Origin of the sequence: Streptomyces venezuelae, assembly GCF_008642295.1 — a bacterium.
GTDB classification, from domain to species: domain Bacteria; phylum Actinomycetota; class Actinomycetes; order Streptomycetales; family Streptomycetaceae; genus Streptomyces; species Streptomyces venezuelae_C.
The window spans coordinates 1,702,340-1,727,277 of sequence record NZ_CP029190.1 but is presented as its reverse complement, the minus strand read 5'-3'; the positions used below and the strand labels follow the sequence as shown (position 1 = coordinate 1,727,277).

Sequence of the window (24,938 nt, the reverse complement as noted above, 5' to 3'; positions counted from 1 at the left end):
TCCGGCGCGTCCACTCCGTCACCGCGGAGGGCGCTCAGCCCTCCAAAAGGTTCCCCATCCACTCCTCGATCCCCGCCACTGTGCGCGGCAGGGCGCCCGACATCAGTCGGGCGCCCTCTGCCGTGATGACAAGGTCGTCCTCGATGCGGACGCCGATGCCGCGCAGTTCGGCGGGGAGCGTGAGGTCGTCGGGCTGGAGGTAGAGCCCGGGCTCGACGGTGAGTACCTGGCCCTCCTCCAGCACGCCGTCCAGATAGGTCTCGGCGCGCGCCTTGGCGCAGTCGTGGACGTCCAGGCCGAGCATGTGGCCGCTGCTGCACAGGGTGTAGCGCCGGTGCAGATCGCCCTCGGCGTCCTTCAGCACGCCCCACTCGGCCAGGCCCTCGGCGATGACCCGCATGCCGGCCCGGTGGAAGTCCCGGAAGCTGGCCCCCGGCCGCAGCGCCGCCATACCCGCCTCCTGGGCGGCCAGCACCAGCTCGTACACCTGGCGCTGGACGGGGGAGAAGCGTCCGGAGAGCGGCAGGGTGCGGGTGATGTCGGCGGTGTAGAGGGTGTCCGTCTCCACCCCGGCGTCCAGCAGGAGCAGCTCGTTCCGGTCGAGCGGGCCGTCGTTGCGGATCCAGTGCAGGACGCAGGCGTGGGCGCCGGAGGCCGCGATGGTCTCGTACCCGGTGCCATTGCCCTCGGCGCGGGCCCGCAGGCCGAACACCCCCTCGATCCAGCGCTCGCCGCGCGGGTGCGCGAGGGCGCGCGGCAGGGCCCGTACGACGTCCTCGAACCCGGCGGTGGTGTGGTCCACGGCCAGTTGCAGCTGCGCCACCTCCCAGGCGTCCTTGACCAGGCGCAGTTCGGCGAGCGCGGCGGCGAGCTCGGTGTCGCGCGAGGCGTCCCGGCCGGCCGCCGCGTCGAGGAGGCCGATCCGGTCGAGGTGGGCGCAGCGGATGCCGGTGAGGCGCTCGGCCTCGGCGAGGTCGGGGCGGCGGCCGACCCAGAACTCGCCGTAGCGGCGGTCCCGGTAGAACTCCTCACCGCCGTCCGCCCGGGGCGAGCGGGGCCGCAGGTAGAGGACGGCCTCGTGGCCGTGCGGGCCGGCGGGCTCCAGCACCAGGACGTGGCCGGCCTGGTCCTCGCCGGTGAGGCCGGTGAGCCAGGCGTAGGCGCTGTGCGGGCGGAAGCGGTAGTCGCAGTCGTTGGACCGGACGCTGAGCTCCCCGGCCGGGATGATCAGCCGCTCGCCGGGGAAGCGGGCGGAGAGCCGGGCGCGGCGGGCCGGGGTGACGGCGTGGGCGGCGACGCGGGCCGAGTCCGGAAGGGGGGAGGCGGCCCATCCCTCGCTCATGAAGCGGGACAACTCTGCTGATACCGGCAGATCGTGACTGCCGATATTGAGGCGCGCGGCGGCGTCGGACACGGGGGCTCCCCAAGGTGATGCGAACTGGTGGGCGCACAGGTCTTGTCAGTGCAATTTCACATTACTATGTTACAGCTCACACCGCGGCACGTGAACTGACGTCAAATGCCGCGTAAAGCAGGGCAGTTCAGGCACTACATCCCCCACCTCCCTCTCCACCCAGGAGTTCTTGGTGTCCATGAGCAGAGTTGTGCGCTCCTCCCTTCTCGCCACCGCCGTGGCGGTCACCCTTGTCGCCTCCGCCGGGCAGAGCGTGACCCAGGCCGCGGAGCAGGCTGCCCCGGTGCCCGCCACCTTCGCCGGTCCCCAGGCCGCGCATGCCCATGGTGAGAACCCGTTCGACGAGGTCGAGCGCCTGGCCGAGGCCCCCCAGGTGACCCCGGCCCCCGCACCCGCCCCGGGCGGCAGTGCCAAGGCCGACGGCGCGGCCGACGCCAAGGACGGGGCCCGGATCCCCGGCCCGGCCGAGGACACCCGGTCCGAGAAGGCCAAGGCGAAGGACCTGCGGGCGGCCCCCGCCGCCCGCGCCGCCGGCGTCCCCTGCACCCTCGACGGGGTCACCGGCCTCGGCCCCGAGCAGTTCGCCGACTTCCTCGCCGACCCGGCGGTGTCGGCCAACGGCTGTCTGCGCGACATCATCTGGAACTGGGACGCCCGCCTGGCCCCGGTGATGTCCGACGCCCACGTCCAGGCCGTCTCCCGCCGGATATCCGGCCTGGCCGCTTCGCACGACGGCCTCAACTCCTCCCACCTGGAGGAGATGTTCACCTACCTGCACGCGGTCGTGTACCACGACTTCTCGCGCGGGGAGATCGACGTCACCGACGCGCCGACCGTCGAGGCCATGCGGAAGGCCGTCGCCGACTTCGGTGCCGCCGCCCGCACCTTCGATGTCACCCCGTCCAACGCCCGCACCCTGCGCGAGGCCCTGTACGCGGCCTCCGGCCCCGGTCTGCGCCAGCACCAGCTCGGTCTGATCACCAAGGTCCTGGCCACCATGGGCCCGGACCGCCCGGCCACCCACCACGACCCGGCCTGGGGCGGAGCCGCGCTGGCCGCGCTCTCCGTCAACTACCTCGGCGTGTACCCGGGCAACCAGGACGCCGCCTTCCACGCCGCGGCCCGCCAGGACGCCTCGTACCGCGGCGTGTTCAAGGCCTTCGCCGACTACGCCCACCTCAAGGGATCGGCCAACGCCTGGGTCGTGCGCGACGCCATGTCCGAGCTCGGCCGCTTCGGCCAGATCGACGGCCTGCGCGACACGGCGGTCGCCGACCTCGGCTGGGCGCTGGGCCGGGTGGAGAGCACCTTCGGCCGGGGCGTCGAGCAGTGGGCCGCGATCGTGTCCTGGGTGAAGTACTACGACGCGTGTCAGCAGTTCCGCGTCTGCAAGCAGGACATCGAGGCCTGGCTCTTCCCGAACACCTACACCTACGACAACGGCGCCATCAACGTCCGCACCGCCCTGGACCGTGCCACCGTCGACAAGCTCTACTACGCGAGCAAGCAGGTCAAGGCCCAGTTCCACCGCGTGCTCGGTGCCGACCAGCCGCTGGCCGGGGACCCCAACTCCAGTCTGAACATCGTGCTGTACGCCTCCCGCGCCGACTACGCGAACCTGCACCCGATCCTCACGGGCATGGGCACCGCCAACGGCGGCGTGTACATCGAGCGCGGCGCGACCTTCTACACCTACGAGCGGCGCGTCCCGCAGGACTCCTCCCTCACCCTCGAGGAGCTCTTCCGCCACGAGTACGTCCACTACCTCAACGGCCGTTTCGCGGTTCCGGGCTTCTTCGGCGAGGGCCCCTGGTACGAGGGCGACCGCACCACCGCCATGGACGAGGGCACCGCCGAGTTCTTCGACGGCGCCACCCGCGACAACGGCATCGCCGTCCGCAAGTCCCTGGTCAAGAGCGTCATCGCCGACACCGCCGGCGGCGGCCCGCGGATGACCGTCGAGCAGATCCTCAACGCCACCTACGCGGGCGACGGATTCCGCTTCTACAGTTACGCCGGCACGTTCTTCGAGTTCCTCTGGACCGAGAAGCCCTCGCTGCTCCGCGAGATGTACACCCACCTGCGCAACAACGACGTCGCGGCGTACGACGCCTGGCGCCACCGGCTGGGCGCGGACACCTACCTCCAGCGCGACTACAACCGCTTCCTGGACGCGCAGATCGCCAAGGTCGACCAGCTGTTCGTGCCGAACACCACGTTCACGCCCAACGAGCAGCTGCGCGACTCGGCGCTGGCCTCGGTGAAGTCCTCCTTCGCCACGGCCACCTACAACACCCCGGACTGCGTGGAGAACGGGGAGCCGGGCAAGCGCCGGTTCACCTGCACCGGCCGGATCACCGCGAACCTGAAGAACTGGCGCAGCGACGACCAGAACTTCAAGGACATGTCCGAGACGGTGGACTACTTCATCCTGGACCGGGCGGGCGCGGCCTCGAACAACCTGGCCGATATGAACTGCTCCTTCGGTCCGGTGGAGATCTGGACGAACAAGGTGGCCGGCACCTCCTCCTACAGCTGTGAGGGTCCGCTGCGCAGCTGATGGCCTCTAGGAATCGGCCACACCATGTGACATATTACTGTCGTGGCCAAGAGACACCATCAGGACACCGCCTCCCCCGACGTCGTGATCATCGGCGCCGGAGTGGTCGGGGCCGCCTGCGCGTACTACGCGAGCCGCGCCGGCCTCTCCGTCGCCGTGGTCGACCGCGGTCCCGTCGCGGGCGGCACCACCGGCGCCGGGGAGGGGAACCTGCTCGTCTCCGACAAGGAGGCGGGCCCCGAGCTCGATCTCGCGCTGCTGTCCACGAAACTGTGGCGCGAACTGGCCTCCGCCCTACCGCCGGAGACCGAGTACGAGCCCAAGGGCGGTCTCGTCGTGGCGCCCGACGAGACCACCCTGAAGGCCCTGCGGACCTTCGCCGAGGGCCAGCGGGCGGCCGGGGTGACGGCCGTGGAAATCGCCGCCGGCTCCCTCCACGAGCTCGAACCCCACCTGGCGCCGGGCCTGGCCGGCGGGTTCCACTACCCGCAGGACGCCCAGGTCCAGCCCGCCCAGGCGGCGGCCCGGCTGCTCGCCGCCTCGGGGGCCGCCCGGTACCTGGGCGAGGAGGTCACCGAGATCCTCCGGGACGCCTCCGGCGCCGTCCGGGGCGTCCGCACCCCGCGGCGCGACCTGCTCGCCCCCGCCGTGGTCAACGCGGCCGGCACCTGGGGCGGGGCGGTCGCCGCGCTGGCCGGCACCGAGCTGCCCGTACTGCCGCGCCGCGGCTTCGTGCTGGTGACCGAACCCCTGCCGAGGGTGGTCCGGCACAAGGTCTACGCCGCCGACTACATTGCCGACGTGGCCAGCGGCTCCGCCGCACTCCAGTCCTCGGCCGTGGTCGAGGGCACCCCGGCCGGCCCCGTCCTGATCGGCGCCACCCGCGAACGGGTCGGCTTCGACCGCAGCCCGTCGACCGAAGCGCTGCGCCGGCTGGCCGCACAGGCCGCCGCCCTGTTCCCGGTCCTCGCGGACGTCCGGGTCCTGCGCAGCTACCACGGCTTCCGCCCCTATCTGCCCGACCACCTCCCCGCGATCGGCCCCGACCCGCGGGTCCCGGGCCTGCTGCACGCCTGCGGCCACGAGGGCGCCGGGATCGGCCTGGCCCCGGGCACCGGGGTGCTGATCGCCGCCGCCCTGACCGGGGCGGAACCCGCCCTGGACCCGGCCCCGTTCCGCCCGGACCGCTTCCCGAAGGAGACCGCCCGATGAACGCGACCCCGCGCCGCCTGGTCGGCGGGGCGCCCGAAGCGGCGTACACCATCGAGTTCGACGGCCGCGCCGTGCCCGCCGAGGCCGGGCAGAGCATCGCCGCCGCCCTCTGGGGAGCCGGCATCCTGGCCTGGCGCACCACCCGCGAAGGGGGCGCGCCGCGCGGGGCGTTCTGCGGGATCGGCAGCTGCTACGACTGCCTCGTCACCGTCAACGGCCGGCCCAACCAGCGGGCCTGCCTGGTCCCGGCCCGGGCCGGGGACACCGTCACCACCCAGGAGGGAACCGGCCGTGCCGAACTCGCCGTCTGACCCCTCCGGCTCCCCGGCTGCGCCGGCCGTGCCGGCCGACCTCGCGATCGTCGGAGCCGGGCCGGCCGGGCTCGCCGCCGCCGTCACCGCCGCCGACCTCGGCCTGCGGGTCACCCTGCTCGACGCCGGGGACCGGCCGGGCGGCCAGTACTACCGCCATCCCGCCCCCGGCCTCGGCGCCGCCCGGCCGCAGGCCCTGCACCACGACTGGTCCGCCTTCGCGGCCCGCGAGGCCGGGCTGCGCGCCCACGAGGCGGCGGGCCGGATCACCTTCCTGCCGGGGCACCACGTCTGGACCGTGGTTCCGGCGCCGGGGGCGGCGCCGGGGGCCGGCGAGCCCGCGAAGGCCTGGCGGCTGCACGCCGTCGTCGGCCCCGAGGAGCGGGCCGCCACCGTCACCGCCGCCGCCGTCCTGCTCGCCACCGGCGCGTACGAGCGGCAACTGCCCTTCCCCGGCTGGACCCTGCCCGGGGTGGTCGGCGCGGGCGGCGCCCAGGCCATGCTCAAGGCCGGACTCGTGCTGCCCGGGAAGCGGGTGGTGGTGGCCGGCAGCGGGCCGCTGCTGCTCGCCGTCGCCGGATCCCTCGCCGCGGCCGGCGCCCGGGTGCCGGCCGTGGTCGAGGCCGCCTCCTACCTGGCGTACGCCGGCCGGGTGCCCACCCTGCTCCGCAACCCGGCCAAGCTGGCCGAAGGCGCCCTGTTCGGCGGCGGACTGCTGCGCCACCGGGTGCGGCTGCTCACCCGGCAGGCCGTGGTCGCAGCGCACGGCACCGACCGGGTGGAAGCCGTCACCGTGGCCCGGCTGGACCGCGACTGGCGGCCCGTGCCCGGCACCGGGCGCCGTATCCCCTGCGACGCCCTCGCCGTCGGCCACGGCCTGGTCCCGCAGCTGGAGCTCGCCACCGAACTCGGCTGTGCCACCCGTACCGCCGCCGACGGCACCGCCGCCCTGGAGCTGGACACGGAACAGCGCACCTCGGTGCCCGGCATCTGGTCGGCCGGCGAGACCGGCGGCATCGCCGGTGCCCAGCTCGCCCTGGCCGAGGGCGAGCTGGCCGCCCACTCGGTGGCCGGCCGCCCCGCGCCGGCGGCCCTGCACCGCCGCCGCGCCCGGCTGCGCGCCTTCGCCGAGGCCATGGGCGCCGCCCACCGACCCGGGCCCGGCTGGACCGGCTGGCTCACCGAGGACACCGACGTCTGCCGCTGCGAAGAGGTGCCCGCCGGGCGGATCCGGGAGGCCGTGGCGGAGCTCGGCGCCCGGGACGCCCGTACCGTCAAACTGCTCACCCGGGCCGGCATGGGCTGGTGCCAGGGCCGGATGTGCGGCCAGGCCGTGGCCGCCCTGGCCGGTACCGCCCCCGGCGCCGACCGCCGCCCGCTGTCCTGCCCGGTCCCGCTCCGCAACCTGGCCGAACTTCCCCCGGACGGCTGCTGATCCATGCCGTCCCGGGGCTTGTCCCCGCCGTATACAAGCCAGTAAAATGTCACACACCACACAAGGGAGTCCCGTCATGAGCCTTGCGCCCACCCCCGCGCCCACCCCCGCCCCGCTTCCGGACCGCCGGCGCCCCTGGCACGGCATCATGGTCGCCACCACCCTGCCCATGCGACCCGACCTCACCGTCGACTACGACGCCTACGCCGAGCACGTGGCCTGGCTGATCGCCAACGGCTGCGACGGCGTGGTCCCCAACGGCTCCCTCGGCGAGTACCAGACCCTCACCGACGAAGAGCGCGCCCGCGTGGTCCGCACCGCCGTCGAGGCGGCCGGCGACGGCGCCCGCGTCATGCCCGGCGTCGCCGCCTACGGCAGCGCCGAAGCCCGCCGCTGGGCCGAGCAGGCCGCCGAGGCCGGCGCCGGGTCCGTGCTGCTGCTCCCGCCGAATGCCTACCGCGCCGACGAGCAGGCGGTGCGCGCCCACTACGCCGAGGTCGCCGGAGCCGGCCTGCCCGTGGTCGCGTACAACAACCCCATCGACACCAAGGTCGACCTCACCCCGGCCCTGCTCGCCCGACTGCACAACGACGGCAGCATCGTCGCCGTGAAGGAGTTCAGCGGGGACGTCCGCCGCGCCTACGAGATCGCCGAACTCGCCCCCGGCCTCGACCTGCTGATCGGCGCCGACGACGTCCTGCTGGAGCTCGCCGTGGCCGGCGCGGTCGGCTGGATCGCCGGCTACCCCAACGCCCTGCCCACCACCTGCGCCACCCTGTACCGGGCCGCCGTCGCCGGCGACCTCGAGACCGCCCTCCCGCTCTACACGTCCCTGCACTCCCTGCTGCGCTGGGACTCCAAGACCGAGTTCGTCCAGGCCATCAAGCTGTCCATGGACCTGGCCGGCCGGCCGGGCGGGGCCACCCGCCCGCCGCGCTTCCCGCTCACCGGGGACGTCGAGGCCGCCGTCCGCGCCGCAACCGAGAAGGCCCTCGCCGAGGGCCACCACTAAAACTCAGGGGTACCTCCATGCGCACCCGTCACATCTACCACGCGGTGGATTCGCACACCGAGGGCATGCCGACCCGGGTCATCACCGGGGGCGTCGGGGTGATCCCCGGCGCCACCATGGCCGAGAAGCGCCTCCACTTCATCGAGCACCTGGACCACATCCGCACCCTGCTCATGTACGAGCCGCGCGGGCATGCGGCGATGAGCGGCGCCATCCTGCAGCCGCCCACCCGGCCCGACGCCGACTTCGGCGTGCTCTACATCGAGGTGTCCGGACTGCTGCCGATGTGCGGGCACGGGACCATCGGGGTCGCCACCGTCCTGGTCGAGACGGGCATGGTGCCGGTGGCCGAGCCGGTCACCACGGTCCGCCTCGACACCCCCGCCGGACTGGTGAGCGTGGACGTCCACGTCGAGGACGGCGCGGCGAAGGCCGTCACGCTCACCAACGTCCCCGCCTTCAGCGTGGGCCTCGGCCTCAAGGCCGAGGTCCCCGGCTTCGGCACCGTCGGCTACGACCTGGCCTACGGCGGCAACTTCTACGCCTTCGTCGAACTCGACGACCTCGGCCTGCCCTTCGACCGGGCCCGCAAGGAGGACCTCCTCACCGCCGGACTCGCCGTCATGGACGCGATCAACGCCGGACCGGACCGGCCCGTGCACCCCGAGAACCCGGACATCGCCGGGGTCAAACACGTCTACCTGGCCGCCCCCGGCTCCGACGCCGTCCGCTCCCGGCACGCCATGGCCATTCACCCCGGCTGGTTCGACCGCTCCCCGTGCGGCACCGGCACCAGCGCCCGGATGGCCCAGCTGCACGCCCGCGGCCTGCTGCCGCTGCACACGGACTTCGTCAACGAGTCCTTCATCGGCACCGAGTTCACCGGCCGGCTGGTCGGCGAGACGGAGGTCGGCGGGCGGCCCGCGGTCGTGCCGACCGTCACCGGACGCGCCTGGATCACCGGCACCGCCCAGTACTTCCTCGACCCCACCGACCCCTTCCCCGGAGGGTTCCTGCTGTGAGCCCCGACCCGAGCGTCCACCCGCGCCCGGACGCCGCCTTCACCGTGCACACGGTCCGCACGACCGACTACCACACCGCCGGCGAGCCCTTCCGGATCGTCACCGACGGCCTGCCGCCCGTCCCCGGCGACACCGTGGCCGAGCGCTGCACCACCGCCCTCGGCCCCGGCGGCTCCGGCACCGCCCCCCGGCGCAGCGCACTGGACGACGTACGGCGCCTGCTGGTGCAGGAACCGCGCGGGCATGCCGGCATGTACGGCGGCTTCCTCGTCCCGCCCGACGACAACGGCGCCGACCTCGGTGTGCTCTTCTGGCACAAGGACGGCTACTCCACGGCCTGCGGGCACGGCACGATGGCGCTCGGTGCCTGGGCGGTGGACAGCGGACTGGTCGCCGCCCCCGGCGACGGGGACGCAACGGTCCGGATCGACGTGCCGTCCGGACGGGTCACCGCCACCGTCCACCGGGACGCGGGCCGCACCACCGGCGTCACCTTCCGCAACGTGCCCGCCCGGGTTGCCGCCCGCAAGGTGCCGGTGGCCACCTCCCTCGGCCTCGCCGAGGTGGACATCGCCCACGCCGGAGCCTGCTACGCGGCCGTCCCCGCCCGCGAGTTCGGCCTCCGGGTCTCCCGCGCCGACCTGCCCGGCCTGGTCCGCGCCGGGCAGGAGATCCGGGCCGCACTCGCCACCCACCCGGCCACCTGGCATCCGGACGGCCCCCTGCTGTCCGGGGTCTACGGAGTGATCCTCTACGAGGAACTGCCCGACACCCCCTTCGGCCCGCACCAGCGCAATGTCACGGTCTTCGCCGACGGCCAGATCGACCGCTCGCCGTGCGGATCCGGAACCTCCGCCCGGCTGGCCCTGCTCGGCGAGGACGGCCGGCTCGGCGCCGGCGAGGACCTGCTCCACGAGTCCGTGACCGGCACGGTGTTCACCGGCCGGCTGCTCGCGGACGGCGTCACCGAGGTCACCGGCACCGCCTACCGGACCGGCGAGCACCGCTTCCTGCTGGACTCCAGGGACACCCTCGGCACCGGATTCCTGCTGTGAAGGACCTCGTCCGGATCGGGGCCGAGGAGATCGGGGGGCTCCTCGGCCCGGTGGCCGCGGCCGACGCCCTGGCCGCGGTGCTGCGGGCAGGCCTCGACCCCGAGACCTGCCCGCAGCGCAGCCAGGTGCCCGTCCCCGCCGGCGAGTTGCTGCTGATGCCCGCCGCCGCCGGGCCCTGGGCCGGGGTGAAGATCGCCGGGGTGGCCCCGGCCAACCCCGCCCGCGGACTGCCCCGGATCACCGGCGCCTATCTGCTGCTGGACGGGCCCACCCTGGAGCCCGTGGCCCTGCTGGACGGCGCGGCCCTGACCGCGCTGCGCACCCCCGCGGTGTCCGCGCTGGCCGTCCGGCAGCTGACCCCGGCCGGCCGGCCGCTGCGGCTGGTGCTGTTCGGCTCCGGACCGCAGGCGTACGGCCACCTCGACGCCCTGCTGGCGGAACGGGACCTGGCCGAGGCGGTGGTGGTGGCCCGCGATCCCGCGGGTGCCGGCCGGCTCGCCGGGTACGCCGCATCCCGCGGGGTCCCCGTGGCCCGGACGGGTACCGCCGCCGACGTGGCCGGCGCCGATCTGGTGGTCTGCTGTACGACGGCCCGCGAACCCCTCTTCGACGGGCGGCTGGTGGCCGACGGGGCCACCGTGGTCGCGGTCGGCTCGCACGAACCGACGGCCCGCGAGACCGACACCGCCCTGGTGCGCCGCGCCGCGGTGTACGTGGAATCGCGCGCGGCGGCCCTGCGCGAGGCCGGGGACCTGCTGGTCCCGGAGGCCGAAGGGGCCATCGGGCCGGGCCATATCACCGGGACCCTCGCCGACCTGGTGTGCGGACGGCATCCCGGTCCCGGGACGGTGGGCTGTCCACAGCTCTTCAAGAGCGTGGGCATGGCCTGGGAAGATCTGGCTGTGGCGGTGGCCCTGTACCGCGCCACCGGGGCGGACGGCGAAACGTGACATTGTACGCTGTTCCTCTGCGTGTTTTCGGAGGACCGGAGGAACTGCGATGGGTGACCTGAAGCAGCACAGTCTCATCAAGGCCCAGGAGCGGCTCCGCGATCAGGTCGGCCATGCCCTCCGAGCTGCCCTGATAGCGGGACAGCTGGAGCCCGGCCGGGTCTACTCGGCGCCCACACTGGCCGCGGAACTCGGCGTGTCGGCCACCCCGGTCCGCGAGGCCATGCTCGACCTCGCGCGCGAGGGGCTGGTCGAGCCGGTCCGCAACAAGGGCTTCCGGGTCACCGAGGTGAGCGAGCGCGACCTGGACCAGTACACCGAACTGCGCACCCTGATCGAGGTGCCGACCATCGGCATCGTCACCCGGATCGCGCCCCGGGAGCGGCTGGAGGAACTCCGGCCCATCGCCGAGGAGATCGTCGCCAGCGCCCGCGAGCACGACCTCATCGGATACCTGGAGGCCGACCGGCGGTTCCACCTGACCCTGCTGGGCCTGGCCGGGAACGAGCGGCTGGTGGAGACGGTCGGCGATCTGCGCAAGCGCTCCCGGCTGTACGGACTGACCAGCCTGGACAAGGCCGGCCTGCTGGTGTCCTCGGCCGAGGAACACCTGGAACTGCTCGACCTGATGCTGTCGGGCGACGCCCCCGCCGCCGAGTCGTGCATGCGCCGCCACCTCGGCCACGTCCGCTCCCTCTGGGCCGACCAGGCCGACCAGGCCAAGTAGTCCGAGCAGCCCGAGCAGTCCGAGAGCGTGCGCAGCCCCGGCCGACACCGCGTCGGCCGGGGCTGTTCTGCATGGCCCGGTACCCGGCTCAGGTTCCGGGGAGGATACGGCGCGTTTCGTAGGCCCACATCGCGATCTCGACCCGGTTGCGGGCGCCGAGTTTGGCCATCAGGCTGGCCAGATGCGTCTTCACCGTGCTGAGGCTGATGCGCAGTGCATCGGCGATCTCGGTGTTGGTCAGCCCGCGAGCGACGGCGAGGAGCACCTGCTCCTCGCGGGCGGTGACGGGGGCGACCGGCTGGGCCACGGGCCGGCCGGCGGGCAGGTCCGCGAATGCCTGGAGCAGACGGACGGTGACGCTGGGCGCAATGAGCGCCTCACCGTCGGACGCCGACCGTACGGCCTGCGCCAGAAGGTCCGGTCCCGTGTCCTTGAGGAGGAATCCGCGGGCGCCGGCACGCAGTGAGCCGTAGACGTACTCGTCGAGGTCGAACGTGGTGATGACGACCACGGCCAGCGGGTCGGCGACGCCCGGGCCGGCGACCAGCCGGGTGGCCTCGAGCCCGTCGAGTACGGGCATGCGGATGTCGAACAGGCAGACGTCGGGGCGTAGTTCGCGGGCCATACGTACCGCTTCCCGCCCGTCGGCGGCCTCGCCGACCACCTCGATGCCGGGCTGGGCGTTCAGTATGATCCGCAACCCGGTGCGGATGATCGTCTGGTCGTCAGCGACGAGGACGCGAATGGACACCGCTCTCGCTCCTCGCTCTCGGCAGTTCGGCTTCGACATGCCAGCCCCGGTCGGTACCCGGGCCGGCTCGTAGTGTGCCGCCGAGCAGGGTCGCGCGCTCGCGCAGTCCGGTAAGTCCGTATCCGTCGCGACCCCGGCCGGTGCGCCGGCCGTTGTCGCGCACGCTCACCCGTACCGTGTGCCGTTCCGCGGCGACCCGGACGACGAGCTCGGTCGCGTCGACCGCATGGCGCAGCGCGTTGGTCACCGATTCCTGCACGATCCGGTAGACGGCCGCGTCCACGGCCGGGGGCAGCGCGTCCAGTTCGCCGTCGAGCCCCAGGTCGACCCTGAGACGACCACCCGGGGTGCGCACCAGGCGCTCCAGATCCGCGACTCCGGCAGGGGGCGCCAGCTCGGCGCCGACCCCGCGGTCGCGCAGCGCGGCGACCATGGCGCGCATTTCCTCCAGCGTGCGCGCCCCTTCCTCCTCGACCTCCTCCAGCGCCTCGACGGCGGCGGACGGGTCGGTGTCCGCGAGCACCCGGCCCGCCTGGGCGATGATCACCATGGCCGACACGTGGTGGGCCACCGTGTCGTGCAGTTCCCGGGCGAGCCGCTCGCGCTCGCGGGATCGCACCTGCTCCGACTGCCGCTCGCGAGCGGACACCCGGAACCGCACGGCAGCCCCGACCACGCCGGGCAGCAGCAGGAAGACGAGGCCCACGACCTTTTCGACGACCGGGGTCTCGTCCGTGACGACACACAGCGTGCCGGCCGCGAGGATCACCGCGCCGCCCAGTACGACCTCGCGTCCCGACCCCCACCGGGGGAGCGCGTACACCAGCACGAGCACGACCGCGCCGGTGTACAGGCCGACGGGCTCGCGTGGTGCGGCGACGAGCGAGGCCACCGGAAGCAGGATCACCGAGCCGAACGCCAGCGTCACCACCGCCAGCGGGCGGGTCCGGCGCCACAGGGGCAGCAGGCACAGCCATACGGCGAACACCACCGCCACCGGCCGCCACACGACGTTCTCGCGCAGGGTGGCCTCCAGCGCCACACCGGCAAGGCCCGCGGCGAGCAGCGCCCAGTCCCGCCGCACCCGGGCGGGCGCGCCGGGCGGCCGGGGTTCGGTCCACAGGGTTCGCAGGTCGTCTCGGAGCACGGTTCTCAGCCTAGGGACCGCGGCGTGCCGCGCATCGGCCGAAAGGACGGGTTGTCACTCCGCCCCGGGGCCGACGGATCCGCGGCCCGCGGGCCGATGCCACGGAGCGCCGTGGCGACGAGCCTGAAGCATCGGCGGCCGAACAAGGACGGCCGACGAGGTGGTTGGAGGACCCGATGCTCTCGAAAGCCCTGTTGCGCCTGGGCGCAAGCGCCGCCCGCCATCCCTGGCGGGTGATCGCGGCATGGCTGATCGCCGCCACGCTCGCCGTCCTCGCCGCCGTCGCCTTCGGCGGGCGTACCGCGGACTCGATGACCGCTCCGGGGCTGGACTCCCGACGGGCCGCGGAACTGATCGAGCGGGCAGGCACCGGCCAGGAGGGGATGACCGCCCAAGTCGTCGTCACCCCCCTCGACGACGCTGCGACGTTCTCCGACGACGACGGCGCGCGCACCGCTCTCACGCGGCTGCAGACCGAGGTGAGGCGGCTGCCGCACGTGCTCGGCACGAGCGACCCGGCGGGGGCGCTCGGCGCGGGCGGGGACACCGCCGTGCGCGGCGGCCTCGTTTCGGCCGACGGACGGATCGCGGTCGTCCGGGTGCAGTACCCCGACCAGAGCCGGCTGTCGGCCGAAGACCTCGACGCCCTCGTCGGTCTCGGCGACCGGCTGCGCGCCGAGCTGCCCCTGCGCATCGAGATGGGCGGGAACCTCTTCTACGCCTTCTCCGACCCCGACGGCGGCGCGAGCGAGCTGATCGGCCTCCTCGCCGCGGCTGCGATCCTGTTCCTGGCGTTCGGTTCGCTCGTCGCCGCCGCGCTGCCGATCGGCATGGCGGTCTTCGGGCTGACCATCGGAGTCGCCACGATGACGGTACTGGCGGGGGTGACAGAGGTCCCCACCTTCGCACCGGTCCTGGGCAGCATGGTCGGGCTCGGAGTGGGCATCGACTACGCGCTGTTCGTGCTCGCCAGGCACCGGGAGTACCTCGCGCGCGGGCTCGATCCCCACGAGGCGGCGGGGCGAGCGGTGGCCACGGCGGGGAGGCCCGTGGTCTTCGCCGGCGGCGTCGTCGTCGTATCGATCCTCGGCCTGGCGGTCGCGAACGTGCCGTTCATGACGGTGGGCGGGCTCGCCGTCTCGATCGTCGTCCTGACCATGGTGCTCGCGTCGGTGACGCTGCTGCCGGCCTTCCTCGGCGCGGCGGGCCCGCTCCTGGCCCGGGCCGGCCGGATCGGCCGGATCGGCCGGGCTCTGCAGACCGGGAAGCCGGGCCGACTCGTACGGCGGCGGGACACGGCGGCGGGCTCCGCTCCCGCCGCCGGTTGGCGGCGCTGGATCGGGCACGTCAGCCGGCACCCGGTGCTGTACGCGATCGGCGCGGCGGGGCTGCTGCTGACCGCGACGCTGCCCGTGCTCGGCCTGCGTGTCGGCCTGCCCGACGACGGCTCACTGCCCCCCAGCCGTACCGAGCGCCGGGCCTACGACCTCGTCGCCGAGGGGTTCGGCCCGGGCACCAACGGTCCCCTCGTCATCGCCGCGGACCCCGCCGGTGATCCGGGAGTGCTGGACCGACTCGTCGGGGCGGTCGCTGCGGATCCGGGCATCGCATCCGTCGCGCCGACGCACATCGACCGGGCCACCGGCATCGCGACCCTCGTGGTGTTCCCGACCACCAGCCCTCAGGACAAGGCCACGGCCGGCACCATCGCCCGGCTGCGCACCGACGTGCTGCCCACGGCGATCGGGCACGGCCCGGCCAGGGCCCACGTCGGCGGCGCCGCCGCGAGCCTGTCCGATGTGGGCCAACGCACCAGCCAACGCCTGCCGGTGTTCGTCGCCGCCGTGCTGGCGATGTCGTTCCTGCTGCTGATGCTGGTCTTCCGCTCGATCCTCGTACCGCTCAAGGCGGTACTGCTGAATCTGCTGAGCATCGGCGCGGCCTACGGCATCATGGTCGCGGTCTTCCAGTGGGGCTGGGGAGGCGCACTCATCGGGCTGGAAGCGACGGTTCCGATCGTGTCGTTCATCCCGATGTTCCTCTTCGCCATCCTGTTCGGCCTGTCGATGGACTACGAGGTGTTCCTCCTCTCCCGTGTACGCGAGGAGTACCTGCGCACCGGCGACAACGGCACGGCGATCGTTGAGGGCGTCTCGCGCACCGCCCGGATCATCACCTCGGCCGCCCTCATCATGGTGGCGGTCTTCCTGTCCTTCGCCGTCGCCGACGACCCCTCCACCAAAATGTTCGGGCTCGGCCTGGCCACCGCGATCTTCATCGACGCCACGGTCGTACGCATGGTGCTGGTACCGGCGACCATGACACTCCTCGGCCGGGCCAACTGGTGGCTGCCGAAGTGGCTGGACCGGATACTTCCCCGCGGCCCGGTCGGCACCGACGGCACCGGATACGCGCCTAGTGCAAGGCCGCCTTCAGGAAGGCGAGTTCCTGGGCGGCGACCTTCTCGTACATGCCGTCCGGGGTCATATGAGTGACGCCCGGCAGGGCCAGCACCTGGTGCGGGCGGCCCGCGTCGGTCAGGGCCTGGGAGAGGCGCAGGGTGTGTGAGGGGTGGACGTTGTCGTCGGCCAGGCCGTGGATCAGCAGCAGCGGGCGGCGGAGGGCGGGGGCGTCCCCGATGAGCGACTCCCGTTCGTACACCTCCGGGTTCTCCTGCGGCAGGCCCAGGTAGCGCTCGGTGTACGCGGTGTCGTAGTGCCGGAAGTCGGTGGGCGGGGCACCCGCCACGGCCGCGTGGAACACCTCGGGGCGGCGCAGCACGGCCGCCGCGGCCAGGTAGCCGCCGTAGGACCAGCCCTTGACGCCGACCCGGTCCAGATCGAGGTCCGGGTGCCGCTCGCCCAGCGCCCGCAGGCCCGCCACCTGGTCCTCGAGGGTGACCTCGGAGAAGTTCCGGTACATGGCCTGGGTGAAGGCGGGGGAGACGTACGGGGTGCCGCGGTTGTCGATGGTGACGACGGCGAAGCCCTGGTCGGCCCACCACTGGCGGTGCTGCCAGCGGCGCGGCTCCAGGCACACGTCCTGGAAGCCGGGACCGCCGTACACCTGGAGCAGGACCGGCAGCCGGCGGCCGGGCACATGGTTGCGGGGCAGTACCAGCGCGGTGGGCAGGGCGTGTTCGGTGACCCGGCCCAGGACCGGGGTCACCCGGTAGGGCAGCGGTTCGGACAGGTCGGCCGGGGTGAAGCTGCGCCCGTCGGCGGTGGTGAGGGTCCGCCGGATGCCGTCCGGGCCGGCCGAGGTCAGCAGCAGGGCACCGGCGGAGGCCACGGCGCTGTGCACCCCGGGCCCGTCGGCGACCGGGGTGAGCTTGCCGGTGTCCGGGTCGAGCAGCAGGACCTGCTGCTCGGCCGGGTCCCGCAGTCCGGCCTCGATCAGCAGACCCCCCTGGTGCTCGCCGACCAGCCGGCGCACCTGGACCTCGTCGCCGGTGAGCCGGACCCCGTCCAGGGCGAGCGAGCAGGCGGCGCCGCCGGGGGTCTCGGCCGCGGTGGCCAGCCGCCCGTCGGAGAGCCGGGCGGGGGTGCCGGGGAACATCGGGTCCACCCACCGCGGGTGGCTGGTCCGGGAGAGTTCGCGGGTGGCACCGGTGGCCGGATCGGCGGAGAGCAGCAGCACGTTCTGCTGGAGCCGGTCCTGGACGGTCAGCAGGATCTCGCCCTCGCCCTCCCAGCCGGCGTCGGAGACGTACGGGTGGGTCTCCGCGTCCCAGTCCAGCCGGACCCGCCGGCCGTCCGGACTCAGCACCCACAGCTGGACGTCGGCGTTGGGGCCGCCGGCCTCGGGGTAGGCGAAGTCCTCGGCCGGCCGGCCGGGGTGTGCGGGGTCGGCGAAGTACCGGCGCTGGAGCCCGGTTTCGTCCACCCGGGCGGCCAGCAGGGTGACCCCGTCGGGGGACCACCAGTGGCCGCGGGAGCGGCCCAGCTCCTCGGCGGCGGCGAACTCGGCGAGGCCCCAGCGGGCGCCGTCGTCCGGGCTGACCCGGCCGCCGGGGGAGACGTACAGGGCGTCGTCGGCGACATAGGCGATCCGGCTGCCGTCCGCGTTGGGGCGGGGGTCCACGACCGGCCCGGCGGCCGGTATCTCCCGGGCCCCGGCACCGCCGAAGGTGACCTGGTGGAGGCGGCCGTAGAGGGCGAACGCGGCGTGCAGGCCGTCGCCGGACAGGGCGTAGGAGCCGATGCCCGCCGCCACCAGGCGGATCCGCTCCCGGAGCCGGCGTTCGGCGACGGGGAGCTCACCGGGCTCGGTGGACAGCGCGCGCGGATCGGCGAGCAGGGTCTCGGTGCCGGTCGCGGTGTCGAGGACATGGAGGCTGTCGAAGGGGTCGGTGGGTCCCGAGGAGCGGAGGAAGTACAGCAGGCGTCCGCCGTCGCCGAAAGCGAAGGCGCGCGGGGCCCCGTACGAGAACCGGGCCGTGTCGGCGGAGAGAGCGAGAAAGGCGTCCATGGGACAGAAGTGTGACATGTGAAATGTCACCTGGCCTAGGCCGTTCGGGTGGTGATGCGAGGGCGGCGGGCATAGCGTCGGAGCTGTGGACCGGAACGCCCGGAACGGTGTGCCGCGCAACGGCGGGATCGCCCTGTTCGTCATCGCCTCCTGCCAGCTCATGGTGGTCCTCGACATCACCATCGTGAACATCGCACTGCCGCACATCCAGACCGCACTCGGCTTCTCCACCGAGAGTCTGGCCTGGGTGGTCAACGCCTACACCCTCACCTTCGGCGGCCTGCTCCTGCTCGGCGGACGCGCGGGCGACATCCTCGGCCGCAAACGGGTGTTCATCACCGGCGTCCTGCTCTTCGGCCTGGCCTCACTGCTCGGCGGCTTCGCCCAGACCTCCGGCCAGCTGCTGGCCGCCCGGGCCCTGCAGGGCGTCGGCGGCGCCATCGCCTCACCGACCGCACTGGCCCTGATCACCACCACCTTCGGCGAAGGCCCGGCCCGCAACCGGGCCTTCGGGGTCTTCGCCGCGGTATCGGCCGGCGGCGGCGCGATCGGCCTGCTGGCCGGCGGCATGCTCGTCGAATGGCTGGACTGGCGCTGGGTCCTGTTCGTCAACGTGCCCATCGCCCTGCTGATCGCCGCGCTCGCCTCCCGGGTGATCCGCGAATCCGAACGCCACCCCGGACACTTCGACCTGGCCGGCGCACTGACCTCCACCCTCGGCATGGTGTCCCTGGTCTACGGGTTCATCCGCGCGGCCCAGGACGGCTGGCGGGACCCGCTCACCCTGGTCTCGTTCGCCGCCGCCATCGTCCTGCTCAGCACGTTCGTCCTGGTCGAGCGGCGTTCCCGGCAGCCGATCACCCCGCTGCACATGTTCGCCGACCGCAACCGGGCCGGAACGTACGGCATCATGCTCTTCCTGGCCTGCGCGATCTTCGGGATGTTCTTCTTCCTCACCCTGTTCGTGCAGAACGTGCTCGGCTTCAGCCCCATCCAGGCCGGCCTCGCCTTCCTCCCGGTCAGCGTGGTGATCGCGATCGCGGCCGGCACCACCGCACGGCTGCTGCCCAGGTTCGGGCCCAAGCCCTTCATGGTGGTCGGCGCCCTGTGCGCGGCGGCCGGCCTGGCCTGGCTCACCCTCACCGACATCCACTCCACCTACCTGGGCAGCGTCCTCGGCCCGATGCTGCTCTTCGCCCTCGGCATGGGCATGCAGTTCGTGTCGCTGACCCTGATGGCCCTGTCCAACGTCCCCGAACGGGAGTCGGGCGCGGCCTCCGGGCTGCTGAACACCACCCAGCAGGTGGGCGGTTCCCTGGGCCTGTCCGTCCTGGTCACGGTGTTCGGCACGGCCAGCCGCAACGAGGCCGTGCAGCAGGTCCCGGAGTTCCTGGCCACTGCCGGGCCGGTGCAGCTCGCCCTGTTCCGGCGGACCGGACGGCTCCCCGACCCCTGGGGCGACGAGGTGCTCACCGCGGGCGTGTCGGCCGCCTTCGTGGTGGCGGCCCTGTTCACCCTGGTCGCGGCGGCGATCGCGCTGTTCGTGATCCAGGTCCGGACCTCGGACATCGAGCGTCTGAAGGGCAACCATGTACCGGCGGGGAGAGGGTAGCGGGGGCCGGGCGACGGGGCCGGGCGGGAGCACCGCCCGGCCCCACCCCCGTGCGCCCGGCGGATCAGGTGAAGTGGCGTCATGCTGACAGGGCGGCCCGGCCCGGGTATTGGAAAAAACCGCCGTTCCGGCGCGATTCCGTCGGCGGATCACAGCAGGATGCTGGTCACCCGGCCCGGTTCCCGGTCCACAGGGCGCCCGGCCCCGCCCCGGTAGGACAGGAACTGCCCGGGCGCGCAGCCCGTCATGGCCCGGAAGTCCCGGTGCAGATGGGCCTGGTCGTAGAAGCCGCACGCCGATGCCGCCTCGGAGGCCGGACGTCCGCCGGCCGTCAGCATCCGCAGGGCCCGCTGGAGCCGCAGCACCCGGGAGGCGGACTTGGCGGACAGCCCGATCTGCTCCCGGAAGCGGTGCTCCAGCCGGCGGGTGCTCCAGCCGGCGCCCTGCGCGAGGTCGGCCACCGGCAGCAGGCCTTCCGTACGGACCAGCTGCTGCCAGGCCCATACCGTCTGCGGGGCCGGCGCCGGCCCGCGGGCCGCCCGCTCCAGCAGCGCCGCGTCCAGCAGCGCGAACCGCTCGGGCCAGGAGGAGGCCTGCGCCAGCCGGGTCTCCAGCCGGTCCGCCTCGGCCCCGAGCAGCTCGGCCGGCGGCACCAGCCGGTCCCGGAGTTCGTACAGGGCCACCCCGAAGACGGTGAAGGCCATCCAGGGCGCGAAGTGCACCTCGATCCCGTGCAGCCGGCCGCCGTGCTCGCCGACCGTCGCATCCGTGCGCAACCCGCTGACCAGCGAGCGGTACGGGAGCCCCGGTCCGGGCGCACCCGCCCCGGCCACCCGCACCGGATCACCGAAGTTGACCACCATGGTCACGGTCCCGTTCGGGATCTCGATCCGCCGCTGGGTCCGGTCCATGGACAGCCGGTAGCCGCGGTATCCGCGTACCCCCGGCCGCAGGGCCGGAGCGGGAGCCGAGGTGGTCAGCTGCCAGGTGCCGTGCTCGGTGGTGCCGCCGGACCGCGCCATCGGCTGCCGTGCCGCCTCAGCCGGTGGGACCGATGGGACGGAGGCGGCAGCGGGCGGGGCCGTTGGCGCGCAGGGTGATGCCCGTGCTGACCGGGATCTCCCGGTCCACCGGCTCGACCGCGTACTCCCGCAGGATCATCGCCAGCGCGATCACCGACTCCAGCATCGAGAAGTGCTGGCCGATACAGGCCCGCGGGCCGCCGCCGAACGGGAACCATGCGTACCGCGGCCGGGCGGCCTCCGCCTCCGGGGTGAACCGCTCCGGATCGAACCGGTCCGGGTCCGGCCAGTAGCGCGGGTTCCGGTGGGTCACCCACGGGGCCAGGATCACGTCCGCCCCCGCCGGCACGGTGTGCCCGTCGATCTCGGCGGCGGCCACCGACCGGCGCCCGATGACCGGAGCCGCCGGATACAGCCGCATGGCCTCCTTCAGGACCTGCGTCAGATACGGCAGCCGGTCCAGGTCGGCAGCCACCGGACGCCGGTCGCCCAGTACCCGGGACACCTCCTCCCGGCCCCGGTCCTGCTGCTCGGGGTGGAGCGCGAGCAGGTGCAGGGCGAAGGCGAGCGAGGTCGCCGTGGTCTCGTGTCCGGCGAGCAGGAACACCAGGACCTGGTCCCGGAGTTCGGCGGCGTCGAAGGCGGCGTCCCCGGCGCTCTCGGCAGCCGCCAGCAGACTCAGCAGATCCTCGCCGGCCGCGTCGCCCGCATCCGCGCCGGGCTCCTGCTGCCCGGTCCGCCGACGGGCGATGATCCCGTCGCAGACCCCGTACAGCTCCGCCATCGCGGCTGCCGCCCGCTGGTTCTGCGGGGTGGGCCAGCTGCGCGGGATGTTGACGGGGGAGTAGCCGCGCCGCAGCACGTACTCGGTGATGACCGGAAAACACCGGTCCACGACCTCGACGGTGGCATCGACGTCCGTCCCGAACAGGATCCGGGCCACCGCGCGCAGCGCCAGCGCCATCATCTCCTCGGCCACGTCCACCACACCGTCGGGCGCGGTCCGCCAGGCGTCGACGGTGGCCTGCGTCTCGGTGGCGACCGCGCCCGCGTACGTGTCCACCCGGCGGCGGGTGAACAGCGGCTGGACCAGCCGGCGCTGGCGGAGGTAGTCCTCGTCCTGGCTGGTCAGCAGGCCGTTGCCGAAGGAGTCCCGGACTTCCTGGTAGAAGGCGTTGTCCTTGCGGAAGTTGGCCGACTGGGAGGCCAGCACCTGCTGGGCGCCCTCGGCGGAGAAAACGCAGTGCAGTTCGGCCCGCAGCCCGGGCGGTCCGGCGGTGATCCGCACCACGTCACCGTGCCGGTGCCGGGCCCGCAGATAGGTCCCCAGCGAGTCGCTCTTCAGGTCGAACAGGGAGCCGAGCAACGGCACCCCGGCGAGCTCCGGAATCCCGGTCCCCGTGTTCTCCGCCAATGCCACAGCCGCCCCCTCGCCCGAAACCGTCGCCCCGATTCTGCCGCCCCGCCCGGCCACGAGCGAGCCTCCGGCACCCGGTCGGCCGAATTCCGGCCATGTTGCGGTGCCGGAGGAAGCGAGGGGGCCCCTCAGTGGGGCCTAGGGGCCTAACTGTCGCAGCCGATCCCGTCGTTGTCCCGGTCCAGGTGCTTTCCGTACCCGGGCTCACCGCGCCGGATCGGAGCGGCGCCTGCGGCGCGGGCGGCGGCGCAGTTCTTGTAATACACGCTGCCTCCGCCACCGCTCTCCTTGGACGGTGTCACCCGCACCGTCGGCTTCGCGGTGGTGGGCTTCGCGGAGGGCTTGGCGCTGGGCTTGGCGTCCGGCTTCGCCGTCACCGTGGGCTTGGCGGTCGGCGTCTTGGCCGGCTTCTTGCCGAGCGTGGCACCGGCCTGCGCCGGACAGGCGGTTCCGGGGGCCACCAGGGAGAGCTCCGCCCCCGCCCCCGCCGTGACGGCCGTTCCCGCGGCCGGGGTCTGGAAGCACACCTCCCATTCCCCGTGTTCCGGTGGCAGCTCCACATCCGCGTAGGCGCTGCGCGCCTCCACCGCCCCGTTCCGGGTCACCTCCCGGACGGCGGCCTCGGCCTCCGTGAACTTCCGCCCGATGACGTCCGGCATCCGGGCCGCCGCCGGGGATGCAGTGGTGGCCGCCGGCTTGCCGGACGAGGCCTTCGGTTGCGTTTCCTCGCAGCCGGTGAGCAGCAGAACGACGGCGCCGGCGGTGGCGACCACGCCCATGGCACTTCTTCGGCGGTTAAACACGGTGGACCCCCCACGATCAAGACTTCATGAAATCCGCCGAAGCCTAAGGGCGTGTCCGGCCACCCGGTCACCCCATTTCACGCCATGTCCACGCTCATTCGTCCTCCCAGTCCCACAGGTCGAAGTACGCCGTGGTCGCGGTCTGCCGGGCCCGCATCACCGCCTCCAGCCGGGCGAAGTCCCGCGCGGGCATCAGGGGCCGCCAGTCCGCCAGGGGGAGTGCGCGGACCTCGTCGTGTTCGGACGGGTCCAGCGTGATGCCATCGACCTGTTCGCGGGTGAGCCGGCCGCCGTCGAAGACGAACCCGACCGTGGCGAGGGGCCAGGTCTTCCCCGGCAGGCCGAACACGGTGGCCAGCAGCCGCTGCGGGCCGTCGTACTCGAGGCCGGTCTCCTCCCGGCACTCCCGCAACGCCGTCTCCCAGGGCCGCTCCCCGGCATCCATACAGCCGCCCGGCCACTGCCAGGGATGGCCCGGCGAGTACACCGCCCGCAGCTGGACCGGCCGGTCGAGTTCATCGGTGAAGAACAGCGCCCCGAAGGCAGCCGCCTTCGGCAGCAGTTCGGCGAACTGCTCGGGCGGAAGCCAGGTCCCGGTCCTGCGATCTCCTGCGTCCAGCTGCGACTCGCTCACCGCGCATGCTCCTCTCCGCCCTGCTCCTCCGGCCCTAACGCAGAGGTTCCGCCCCGGGTCACACCCCGTCGGCGGCAGCCGAGCGACGATTACCGGCCAGATGTCCCGGACTCCGTAACCTCCGTCCCCCCGATGGGGATGATCAGCTCATCGGGCGCCCTGCCCGCCCGACCGATGTACGTGATCCGAAGGAGTGGGCATGTCCGACCGCCAGAACGGCACCGTGAAGTGGTTCAACGACGAGAAGGGGTTCGGCTTCATCACCCCGGAGGCCGGGCCCGACCTGTTCGTCCACTTCAGGGCGATCCAGGGCAACGGCTTCAAGAGCCTGAAGGAAGGCCAGCGGGTGACGTTCGTGGCGGTGAAGGGCGACAAGGGCATGCAGGCGGACGAGGTCGTCGCGGAGGCATGACCCCGGGTCCACCGTACTCCGGCGCCTGACCGCGGGGTTCGCGGTGATCGGCGATGTGCAGTTCCTGCCGGGCTACTCGGTGCTGCTGACGGACGATCCCGCGGCGGAGCGGCTGGACCCGGCCTTCCGGCGGGTCAACCTGGAGGTCCTCGGCAACACCGACGGCTTCCTGCACGCGCACGTATGGCCACGGTTCGAGTGGGAACCGGCCGACCTGGTGGGCAGGCCGGTGTGGCTCCGCCCCTGCGACAGCTGGACCGACGAGTGGTTCGCGCTCGGTCCGCAGCACGATGTGCTGCGCCAGGCCATCGGCGGCGAGCTGGACCGTCTGAGCCGGTGAACGGCGAAGCCCCCGCCTGCCGGCCGGTGCCGGGGCGGGGGCTGACACTGTGCCGCGTCGCGCCCATGACGCGGCGAAGGGCTCCTGCCGCTCTCGCTGTTACTGCTTTGCGGCCTGCACGTTTCCGTATGCGTCTACGGACAGCACATAGGTGGCGTTCTGCGCCGCCGCCATGATGGCCAGCGCGATCCACACGAACGACCACACGGTGCAGGTGGCGATGGTGAGGATCAGGTGCAGGGTGTGATTGATGGGCTTGCCCTTGGCGACGGTCGCGCCGGTCGCGGACCGGTACGTCACCTGGTAGCCGTCGCGGATGTAGCCGGCGATGGCCGCCTCAAGGGCTTCTTCCCGCTGTTCGCGGGAGAGCTGCTCGCTCATGGGTCGAGCGGCAGCGATCGCAACAGGTCATCCGGGGAAAGGCATGTTTCCCTGGCCCCGGCACGAGACATATGTCGCCACGTGACGCTCACGTGCCATCGACGTGAGCGGCATGACCGGTGGTGTCCGTCCGCAGGCATCCGTCCACGCCTGTCGGCATTGCGGAGGTGTGGGAATGACTGATGTCGTCAACGACGGCGATGAGTTCAAGCGGGACGTGGTGGCCGGTATCTGCGGCGTGCTCGGCGGTA

22 protein-coding genes are annotated in these 24,938 nt (G+C 73.1%); 13 read left to right on the top strand and 9 right to left on the bottom strand.

What is annotated here, in order from left to right; all coding sequences use genetic code 11:
- Window positions 1-34 precede the first annotated feature (34 nt).
- Window positions 35-1,414, bottom strand: coding sequence for an aminopeptidase P family protein (locus DEJ50_RS07455; RefSeq protein ID WP_411757585.1), 1,380 nt, complete (start codon window positions 1,412-1,414; stop codon window positions 35-37).
- Between the two features lie 178 nt (window positions 1,415-1,592).
- Here DEJ50_RS07455 and DEJ50_RS07450 point away from each other — a divergent pair, with 178 nt between their 5' ends.
- The 9 genes from DEJ50_RS07450 (at window position 1,593) to DEJ50_RS07410 (ending at window position 11,698) form a co-directional block, all read left to right on the top strand.
- Window positions 1,593-3,974 (top strand): collagenase, encoded by a 2,382-nt coding sequence (locus DEJ50_RS07450; protein WP_190344340.1) that lies wholly within the window; start codon window positions 1,593-1,595, stop codon window positions 3,972-3,974.
- Between the two features lie 42 nt (window positions 3,975-4,016).
- The gene (locus tag DEJ50_RS07445; protein ID WP_223837653.1) at window positions 4,017-5,186 is read left to right on the top strand and encodes an NAD(P)/FAD-dependent oxidoreductase; all 1,170 of its coding nucleotides are present in this window, start codon (window positions 4,017-4,019) and stop codon (window positions 5,184-5,186) included.
- Complete coding sequence (locus DEJ50_RS07440; RefSeq protein ID WP_150206790.1) at window positions 5,183-5,497, top strand: (2Fe-2S)-binding protein; 315 nt, start codon at window positions 5,183-5,185, stop codon at window positions 5,495-5,497. Before DEJ50_RS07445 ends, DEJ50_RS07440 begins: the two co-directional genes overlap by 4 nt.
- Complete coding sequence (locus DEJ50_RS07435) at window positions 5,478-6,932, top strand: NAD(P)/FAD-dependent oxidoreductase (RefSeq protein ID WP_150206789.1); 1,455 nt, start codon at window positions 5,478-5,480, stop codon at window positions 6,930-6,932. Before DEJ50_RS07440 ends, DEJ50_RS07435 begins: the two co-directional genes overlap by 20 nt.
- 76 nt (window positions 6,933-7,008) lie before the next feature.
- The gene (locus DEJ50_RS07430) at window positions 7,009-7,944 is read left to right on the top strand and encodes a dihydrodipicolinate synthase family protein (RefSeq protein WP_150206788.1); all 936 of its coding nucleotides are present in this window, start codon (window positions 7,009-7,011) and stop codon (window positions 7,942-7,944) included.
- 17 nt (window positions 7,945-7,961) lie between these two features.
- Window positions 7,962-8,966 (top strand): proline racemase family protein, encoded by a 1,005-nt coding sequence (locus DEJ50_RS07425; protein WP_150206787.1) that lies wholly within the window; start codon window positions 7,962-7,964, stop codon window positions 8,964-8,966.
- Window positions 8,963-10,021: a proline racemase family protein gene (locus tag DEJ50_RS07420; protein WP_223837652.1), complete on the top strand. Its 1,059-nt coding sequence runs from the start codon at window positions 8,963-8,965 to the stop codon at window positions 10,019-10,021. The genes DEJ50_RS07425 and DEJ50_RS07420 overlap by 4 nt, the downstream gene beginning before the upstream one ends.
- Window positions 10,018-10,971 carry an ornithine cyclodeaminase family protein gene (locus DEJ50_RS07415; protein ID WP_223837651.1) on the top strand — a complete coding sequence of 318 codons (954 nt, stop codon included), beginning with the start codon at window positions 10,018-10,020 and terminating at the stop codon, window positions 10,969-10,971. Before DEJ50_RS07420 ends, DEJ50_RS07415 begins: the two co-directional genes overlap by 4 nt.
- Window positions 10,972-11,020: 49 nt before the next feature.
- On the top strand, window positions 11,021-11,698 hold the full coding sequence (locus DEJ50_RS07410) for a GntR family transcriptional regulator (RefSeq protein ID WP_150206786.1): 678 nt from the start codon (window positions 11,021-11,023) through the stop codon (window positions 11,696-11,698).
- A gap of 88 nt (window positions 11,699-11,786) precedes the next feature.
- On the opposite strand, the gene DEJ50_RS07405 is transcribed toward DEJ50_RS07410, so the two are convergent.
- Window positions 11,787-12,449: a response regulator gene (locus DEJ50_RS07405; protein ID WP_150206785.1), complete on the bottom strand. Its 663-nt coding sequence runs from the start codon at window positions 12,447-12,449 to the stop codon at window positions 11,787-11,789.
- Window positions 12,424-13,596, bottom strand: a complete 1,173-nt coding sequence (locus tag DEJ50_RS07400) for a sensor histidine kinase (protein WP_150206784.1) — start codon at window positions 13,594-13,596, stop codon at window positions 12,424-12,426. Before DEJ50_RS07400 ends, DEJ50_RS07405 begins: the two co-directional genes overlap by 26 nt.
- A gap of 176 nt (window positions 13,597-13,772) precedes the next feature.
- Between DEJ50_RS07400 and DEJ50_RS07395 the strand changes: the two genes are divergently transcribed.
- Entirely contained in the window at window positions 13,773-16,091 is a 2,319-nt protein-coding gene (locus DEJ50_RS07395; RefSeq protein ID WP_223837650.1) for an MMPL family transporter, read from the top strand.
- Here DEJ50_RS07395 and DEJ50_RS07390 read toward each other — a convergent pair.
- Window positions 16,012-18,066 (bottom strand): S9 family peptidase, encoded by a 2,055-nt coding sequence (locus DEJ50_RS07390; protein WP_150206783.1) that lies wholly within the window; start codon window positions 18,064-18,066, stop codon window positions 16,012-16,014. The genes DEJ50_RS07395 and DEJ50_RS07390 overlap by 80 nt on opposite strands.
- Before the next feature lie 160 nt (window positions 18,067-18,226).
- On the opposite strand from DEJ50_RS07390, the gene DEJ50_RS07385 reads away from it, so the two are divergent.
- Window positions 18,227-19,678 carry an MFS transporter gene (locus DEJ50_RS07385; RefSeq protein WP_411757671.1) on the top strand — a complete coding sequence of 484 codons (1,452 nt, stop codon included), beginning with the start codon at window positions 18,227-18,229 and terminating at the stop codon, window positions 19,676-19,678.
- A 149-nt stretch (window positions 19,679-19,827) separates the two neighbouring features.
- Here the strand turns inward: DEJ50_RS07385 and DEJ50_RS07380 are convergent, their stop codons facing one another.
- The 4 genes from DEJ50_RS07380 to DEJ50_RS07365 form a co-directional block, all read right to left on the bottom strand.
- Window positions 19,828-20,700: a helix-turn-helix domain-containing protein gene (locus DEJ50_RS07380; protein WP_150206782.1), complete on the bottom strand. Its 873-nt coding sequence runs from the start codon at window positions 20,698-20,700 to the stop codon at window positions 19,828-19,830.
- A 16-nt stretch (window positions 20,701-20,716) separates the two neighbouring features.
- Entirely contained in the window at window positions 20,717-22,120 is a 1,404-nt protein-coding gene (locus DEJ50_RS07375) for a cytochrome P450 (RefSeq protein WP_411757584.1), read from the bottom strand.
- A 143-nt stretch (window positions 22,121-22,263) separates the two neighbouring features.
- Window positions 22,264-22,896 carry an excalibur calcium-binding domain-containing protein gene (locus tag DEJ50_RS34550; protein ID WP_223837648.1) on the bottom strand — a complete coding sequence of 211 codons (633 nt, stop codon included), beginning with the start codon at window positions 22,894-22,896 and terminating at the stop codon, window positions 22,264-22,266.
- A gap of 118 nt (window positions 22,897-23,014) precedes the next feature.
- Entirely contained in the window at window positions 23,015-23,554 is a 540-nt protein-coding gene (locus DEJ50_RS07365) for an NUDIX domain-containing protein (protein WP_190344338.1), read from the bottom strand.
- 199 nt (window positions 23,555-23,753) lie between these two features.
- On the opposite strand from DEJ50_RS07365, the gene DEJ50_RS07360 reads away from it, so the two are divergent.
- Window positions 23,754-23,966: a cold-shock protein gene (locus tag DEJ50_RS07360; protein ID WP_150206781.1), complete on the top strand. Its 213-nt coding sequence runs from the start codon at window positions 23,754-23,756 to the stop codon at window positions 23,964-23,966.
- Between the two features lie 25 nt (window positions 23,967-23,991).
- Complete coding sequence (locus tag DEJ50_RS07355) at window positions 23,992-24,306, top strand: hypothetical protein (protein ID WP_150206780.1); 315 nt, start codon at window positions 23,992-23,994, stop codon at window positions 24,304-24,306.
- A gap of 99 nt (window positions 24,307-24,405) precedes the next feature.
- On the opposite strand, the gene DEJ50_RS07350 is transcribed toward DEJ50_RS07355, so the two are convergent.
- The gene (locus DEJ50_RS07350; protein ID WP_150206779.1) at window positions 24,406-24,687 is read right to left on the bottom strand and encodes a hypothetical protein; all 282 of its coding nucleotides are present in this window, start codon (window positions 24,685-24,687) and stop codon (window positions 24,406-24,408) included.
- Window positions 24,688-24,938: the final 251 nt, after the last annotated feature.